This is a genomic window from Agriterribacter sp. (genome assembly GCF_035445465.1).
GTDB lineage: Bacteria > Bacteroidota > Bacteroidia > Chitinophagales > Chitinophagaceae > Agriterribacter.
Genome location: NZ_DAOMQT010000102.1, coordinates 1 through 6757, shown reverse-complemented (window position 1 = coordinate 6757; position 6757 = coordinate 1). Strand labels below are relative to the sequence as shown.

Sequence of the window (6757 nt, the reverse complement as noted above, 5' to 3'; positions counted from 1 at the left end):
ATAGCTGCGTTGCCGTTATGGAAGGCAATGAACCTGTGGTTATAGCTAATGATGAGGGTCGCCGTACCACACCTTCTGTTGTTGCTTTTATGAAAAACGGTGAACGCAAGGTGGGAGACCCGGCTAAACGGCAGGCAATTACGAACCCGGTAAACACCATAATGTCAGCTAAGCGGTTTATGGGGCGACGTTATGACGAAGTGGGAGAAGAAATTAAGCACTGGAGCTACAAAGTAGTAAAAGGTGACAATAATACGGTTCGTATTGACATTGATGGCAGATTGTATACGCCTCAGGAAATTTCTGCAATGACCCTGCAGAAAATGAAAAAAACAGCCGAGGATTACCTGGGCCAGGAAGTAACGGAAGCAGTTATTACTGTTCCGGCTTATTTTAACGATGCCCAGCGCCAGGCTACCAAAGAAGCAGGTGAAATTGCAGGATTAACTGTTCGGCGTATTGTAAATGAGCCAACTGCTGCTGCATTAGCCTATGGATTAGATAAAAAGCATAAGGATGAAAAAATAGCCGTATTTGACCTTGGGGGCGGCACTTTTGATATTTCTATCTTAGAATTGGGAGATGGCGTATTTGAAGTAAAATCTACTAATGGCGATACGCATCTGGGTGGAGACGACTTCGACAAAGTGATTATAGACTGGCTGGCGGATGAGTTTAAAAAAGAGGAAAATATTGATCTCAGGAAAGATCCGATGGCTTTGCAACGTTTAAAAGAAGCATCTGAAAAGGCCAAAGTTGAGTTGTCCTCTTCCAGCGAAACGGAAATAAACCTGCCCTATGTTACTGCGGTAGACGGTGTTCCCAAACACTTAGTTAAAAAATTAACAAGGGCTAAATTTGAGCAGCTAGCAGATAACCTGTTGGAAAGGTGTTTAAAACCCTGTGAACAGGCATTGAAAGATGCTGGATTAAATACCTCCCAGATAGACGAAGTGATTTTGGTTGGGGGAAGCACCCGTATTCCCAAAGTGCAGGAAATAGTGGAAAAATTCTTCGGTAAAAAACCCAATAAGGGCGTTAACCCGGATGAGGTGGTAGCCTTAGGCGCGGCTATACAGGGCGCGGTATTAACCGGTGAAGTAAAAGATGTGCTGTTACTTGATGTAACTCCACTTTCGCTGGGTATAGAAACGATGGGTGGCGTAATGACGCGCCTGATTGACTCAAATACCACCATTCCTACAAAGAAATCTGAAGTGTTTTCTACTGCTTCCGATAATCAGCCGGGTGTGCAGATTCATGTGCTCCAGGGCGAAAGACCAATGGCTTCCCAAAATAAAAGCCTGGGCATGTTTAATCTCGATGGTATACCGCCGGCTCCGCGCGGACTGCCCCAAATTGAAGTGATATTTGATATTGATGCCAATGGTATTTTAAATGTTACCGCAAAAGATAAAGGCACAGGAAAAGAACAGAAAATACGTATTGAATCTGGTAGCGGTTTAAGTAAAGACGAAGTGGAAAAAATGAAGGCGGAAGCAAAAGCTAATGAATCGTCTGATAAGGAAGCCCGTGAAAAGGTAGATAAAATTAACCAGGCCGATAGTTTGATCTTCCAGACAGAGAAGCAAATAAAGGAATTTGGAGATAAAATACCGGCCGATAAAAAGGGCCCTATCGAAGAAGGATTGAACAAGTTGAAAGAAGCACATAAGCAACAGGATGTTGCTGCTATTGATGCATCCATGGCAGCGTTAAATACCGCCTGGACAGCTGCTTCCGAAGAGATATACAAAGCGCAGCAGGCTGGCGCCGGTGCAAATGAAGCTACACAGCAGCAGGAGCAGCAGGGTGCTAAAGCAAACGGTGATAATGTTACCGATGCCGAGTTTGAAGAAGTGAAATAAGCTGCCTGTTTAAAACAGTATGAAAGATAAAGCCGGTTGTGTAGCAACCGGCTTTATCTTTGATGGATGGAAATTCCTGATTCTGATCAGGTTTTTGGCGAAGAATTAAACAACCTACTGTTTTCTGATACTGAATTTGTTTTACCTGTTTGCTTGTTGATGTAAAAATGCTTCAGTTACTGCGATTATGAAATTTTATTCGGCAATAACCGCCCTTTCTTCGATTTTTGGTTGCTTTTTTCCGGTAAGTCAAACTGCTATTGAAGGCTATACGCTGCCACGCTGTTTTTAAAAAAGGTAGGCACATATACCGTTTTGCTTACAGGATCGTAGCCTATGTCGGCCGAATTGATCTTTTGCTCCCTCGTATCCAGCAAATGATCTTTTTTACCATCGGCATATACATACCATACAGAGCCGGCCCAGCACGATACAATAAAATCGCCGTTGCCCACGGCTTCAATACCGTCTGTTCCGCCTTCCATGCCGTCGGCGATCAGTGTTAAGGCACCGGTTTTTTCATGCTTATACAAACCGCCCGAATTGGTTAAATACAAATCGGATCCAATTACCAGCACACCGTTTGGTCCCTGCAGGTTATCTATCACCACCATTGCTTTACCCTTTTCAATACGGTGTATTTTTTTGGTTTGCGAATCTGAAACATAAATCACCCCTTTTGCGTCAATACTGATATCGTTCAGACCTTTCGCTCCGTCTACGGCAATCCTTTGTATTATTTTTCCCTTTGCAATATCAATTACCGCAACCACGTCTACATCGGCTACATATAATTTGCCCGCATGAATGCCCATACCTTTGGGCGCGTTTAACCCGGTAACCCATTCCGATGCAATGATCCTGCCATCAAGCCCTACTTTCCCTACAGAGCCTTTGCCGTCTTTTTCCCAGGGCTGCCCGTCAATATTGGCAGTATACAAAATTTTATTGGCGGCATCATACCGTACAGATTCCGGTACTTTTAAAAGGGTGTCGGTTTCCCATAGTTTTACCAGCTTATGTTCCTGCGATTGCGCTGTGCCGTACAGCAGGATGAAACTGAAAAGGATGGCACATAATAAAGAAGGTTTCATGTTCAAAATGGTTTATAGTTTATGAATACATTGTCTTACGCTAAAGATAGCGGTGCCGCATCTTTATCAAATATAAAAAATAAAGCATTGGCAAGCCCGGAATTGTTTCCAGCTTATCGCATCAGTTCCTGTTAATGAGCGTTGCCACGGTGGCGACTATCGGGCGTTTATAAATCTAAAATTTCAAATCTCAAATCCTCCATCCTTATGCTTTCGTCAGCTCATTGTTCACCGTTCTCCATATTCCCAATGGATTGCTGTCTTTCAGTTCATCGGGCAGCAGGCTGTTCGGCCAGTTTTGAAAGCATAATGGCCGGGCAAATCGTTTAATGCCGTCGGCGCCCACAGCAGTAAACCGGGCATCGGTTGTTGCCGGAAAGGGACCGCCGTGCTGCATGCTCATGCATACTTCCACGCCGGTGGGTACGCCATTTATAATAATCCTGCCGCAACTGTTCTTAACCGTTTCTACCAATACTGCGTTATTGCGCATATCCGTTTCCGTTGCTATCAGTGTGGTTGTTAATTGTCCTTCCATATGCTTTGCCACGGCAATCATTTCCTCCATGTCTTTGCATCTTATTACAAGCGAGTAAGGCCCAAAAACTTCCTGGTGGAGTATGGGGTTGTTTAAAAAGGCCTGTGCCGTTGCTGAAGCAATGGTAGGGATACCCTGGTTTTCCTGTGGCGGTTGTTGTGCAATGGCAACCGTATGTACCTGTTCCTGTGCCAATGCTTTGGAGCGGTTGGCGGCAAAGGCTTTGGCTATGCCGGGATGCAGCATGGCGGAAGGCGCCACCTGCTCTATTTCGTTGCCCAGGGTTGTTATAAATTTTTTAAGGTCGGCATTATCAATGCCAATGATCAACCCGGGGTTGGTACAAAACTGGCCGGCGCTGAGGGTAATGGAGCCGGCATATACTTTGGCTTGCTCAACAGGCGACTGGCTGAGCTTTTCGGGAAGCAGGTATACCGGGTTAATGCTGCCCATTTCCGCAAAAACAGGTATGGGTTCTTTGCGTTGGGCTGCCCAGTCGAACAGGGCTTTACCGCCTGTATAGGAACCGGTAAAGCCTACCGCTTTGGTACGGGCATGCATTACCAGGCTTTTTCCCACTTCAAATCCCGCACCATGCACGTGGGCGAATATACCATCGGGCATTTTACTTTGCCGCGCTGCTTTTATAATGCACTCAGCCACCATTTCAGATGTTTGTGCATGCGCCGGATGGGCTTTTACAATTACCGGGCAGCCGGCGGCCAACGCGCAGGCCGTATCGCCGCCAGCGGTGGAATAAGCAAAAGGAAAATTACTGGCCCCAAATACAACTACAGGACCTAACGGCACCAGCATTTTGCGCAGATCCGTTTTCGGCGGGTTGCGGTCTGGAATTGCCGTATCAATTCTTGCCTCCAGCCAGTTGCCCTGTTCGCAGGCATCGGCATAACTGTTGAGCTGGAATATTGTTCTGGTTAACTCATTCTTTAACCTGGCCTCCGGTAAATTGGTTTCTTTCATTGCTGTAGCAACAACCGCTGCGCTTATCAATTCCAGCTCACCGGCTATGGCGCGCATAAAGCCGGCTCTTTGCCGCAGTGAAAAGGTGCTGTATACCTCAAACGCAGCCCATGCCTGTTCCATTACTTTGCTGATCTCTTCTGCTGTAGCATCTTTAAATGTTTGCATAGTGATATATGATTAGGTGAGACGGATAAAACTTTCTGCCCAAATTTCGGCAATCTTTAATGATTATCCTCAACATCTAAATTCTGTATCTTCGCCGCCATGGAAAAAAGTGCAAAGAAACCGGTTGTAATGAGCGGTATCCGGCCAACAGGGATACTGCATCTGGGCAGTTATTTTGGCGCATTACAGAACTATGTGCGCATGCAGGATGAGTATGAATGTTATTTTATGGTAGCCGACCTGCATTCGCTTACCACGCATCCTGATACCAAAAGCTTAAGGGCTAACGTGCTGCACGTAATATCGGAATACTTAGCCTGCGGACTCAGTCCGGATAAGGCGGCATTGTATTGCCAGAGCGCGGTGTATGAAACTTCGGAGCTCTATTTATATCTGAATACACTGGCCTACAAAGGAGAGCTGGAAAAAACAACCACCTTTAAAGATAAAGCCCGTTTACAGCCACAGAATATCAATGCGGCATTACTTACCTATCCCTCGTTAATGGCGGCTGATATACTATTGCACCGTGCGTTGTATGTGCCTGTAGGCAAAGACCAGGAACAGCACCTGGAAATGGCGAGGAATTTCGCCAGCCGGTTCAATCATCGTTACGGAGAAATCTTTCCGGAGCCGCTTGCCTTTAATTTTGGAGCAGCATTAGTGAAAGTGCCTGCATTAGACGGTACGGGCAAAATGAGCAAGAGCGAAAATCAGAATGCAACATTGTATCTTTCTGATGAAGACGAGCTCATCCGCAAAAAAATAATGAAGGCAAAAACCGATGAAGGGCCGAAAGCGCCGCATTCGCCTATGCCAGACTATATTGAAAATATATTTCAGCTCCTGAAGCTTGTTAGTGATACCGGTGTGTACACGAAGTTTGAAGCGGATTATAATAACTGTACCATACGTTATGGCGATTTAAAAAAGCAGTTGGCAGAAGATATGGTACAGTTTATTGCGCCCATACGTGAAAAGGCAAAAGCCATCCGCGATAATGAAACCTATATGAAGGAAGTGATGGAAAAAGGCGCTGTTAAAGCGGGTGAAAGCGCTAAAAGAACCATGCAGCAAGTGCGTGAAGCTATAGGGATAAAATATTTTTAAGAAAAATACAGCGCGGAGGTTCAATGCAGTTAAAATTATATATCTTGAATACTCACTTATATCTGCTATCCCTCATTTCAAACTTTGAACATACTCGTAATGGCGAAAACTAAAAAACCCAAACATATTGCTGTAGCAGGAAATATAGGAGCCGGAAAAACCACCCTCACAGAAATGCTGAGCAAGCATTACCGCTGGATACCCCAGTTTGAAGATATAGATCACAATCCTTACCTCTATGATTTTTATGAAGATATGCCCCGCTGGAGCTTTAACCTCCAGATTTATTTTTTAAACAACAGGCTGAGGCAATTACTTGAAATACAAAAAGGTAACGAAACGGTTATACAGGACAGAACTATTTATGAGGACGCGCATATTTTTGCTCCTAACCTCCACGAAATGGGACTGATGAGCAAAAGGGATTTTGAAAATTATTTTCGCTTTTTTGAAACGCTGAAAACCATGGTTAATCCACCCGATCTGCTTATTTACTTGCAGGCATCGGTGCCTACGCTGGTAGGACAAATACAAAAAAGGGGAAGGGAATACGAAGAGAATATACGCTTAGATTACCTGAAACGACTGAATGAATTTTATAACAAATGGATTGACAGCTATAAAGAAGGGGCGCTTCTGGTTATTGATGTGGATAAAAACAAATTTCCCGAAAACGAAGAGCACCTGGGAGAGATCATCCATAAGATTGATACGCAGTTGTATGGATTGTTTTGAAATTCGGGAGAATACAAAGCATCAGGAACCAAATCACAAGATCCGGGCCTGTCCGCGGGGGCGGATAAAATTCAAATATTAAATCCGAAGCAGGAAGACCGAAATCTGAAGGAATACAACCACAAACAATAAACTGTAAACTAAAAAAATCCAAAGCCTGATCCGAACGTGCACAACAGAATTCGAACGGAAACAATCTCAAATTTTAAATCATTAGTGTCCGGTAAAAATACTTGATTGATAAATTTAAAGGAGGCGGTAAG

General features: G+C 44.4%; 5 protein-coding genes. 3 read left to right on the top strand and 2 right to left on the bottom strand.

The genetic code is table 11. The features are described from left to right. Positions 1–1868 (top strand): molecular chaperone DnaK (gene dnaK / locus PLE34_RS21335; RefSeq protein WP_324560497.1); only part of this gene is annotated, 1868 nt, incomplete at its 5' end. A gap of 257 nt (positions 1869–2125) precedes the next feature. On the opposite strand, the gene PLE34_RS21330 is transcribed toward dnaK, so the two are convergent. Next, positions 2126–2962: an SMP-30/gluconolactonase/LRE family protein gene (locus PLE34_RS21330; protein WP_324560494.1), complete on the bottom strand. Its 837-nt coding sequence runs from the start codon at positions 2960–2962 to the stop codon at positions 2126–2128. Positions 2963–3167: 205 nt separating this feature from the next. Continuing rightward, positions 3168–4649: an aldehyde dehydrogenase (NADP(+)) gene (locus PLE34_RS21325; RefSeq protein WP_324560491.1), complete on the bottom strand. Its 1482-nt coding sequence runs from the start codon at positions 4647–4649 to the stop codon at positions 3168–3170. A gap of 99 nt (positions 4650–4748) precedes the next feature. On the opposite strand from PLE34_RS21325, the gene trpS reads away from it, so the two are divergent. Beyond that, positions 4749–5759 (top strand): tryptophan--tRNA ligase, encoded by a 1011-nt coding sequence (gene trpS, locus PLE34_RS21320; RefSeq protein ID WP_324560489.1) that lies wholly within the window; start codon positions 4749–4751, stop codon positions 5757–5759. A gap of 99 nt (positions 5760–5858) precedes the next feature. Beyond that, positions 5859–6494 carry a deoxynucleoside kinase gene (locus PLE34_RS21315; protein ID WP_324560486.1) on the top strand — a complete coding sequence of 212 codons (636 nt, stop codon included), beginning with the start codon at positions 5859–5861 and terminating at the stop codon, positions 6492–6494. The last annotated feature ends 263 nt before the right edge of the window (positions 6495–6757 follow it).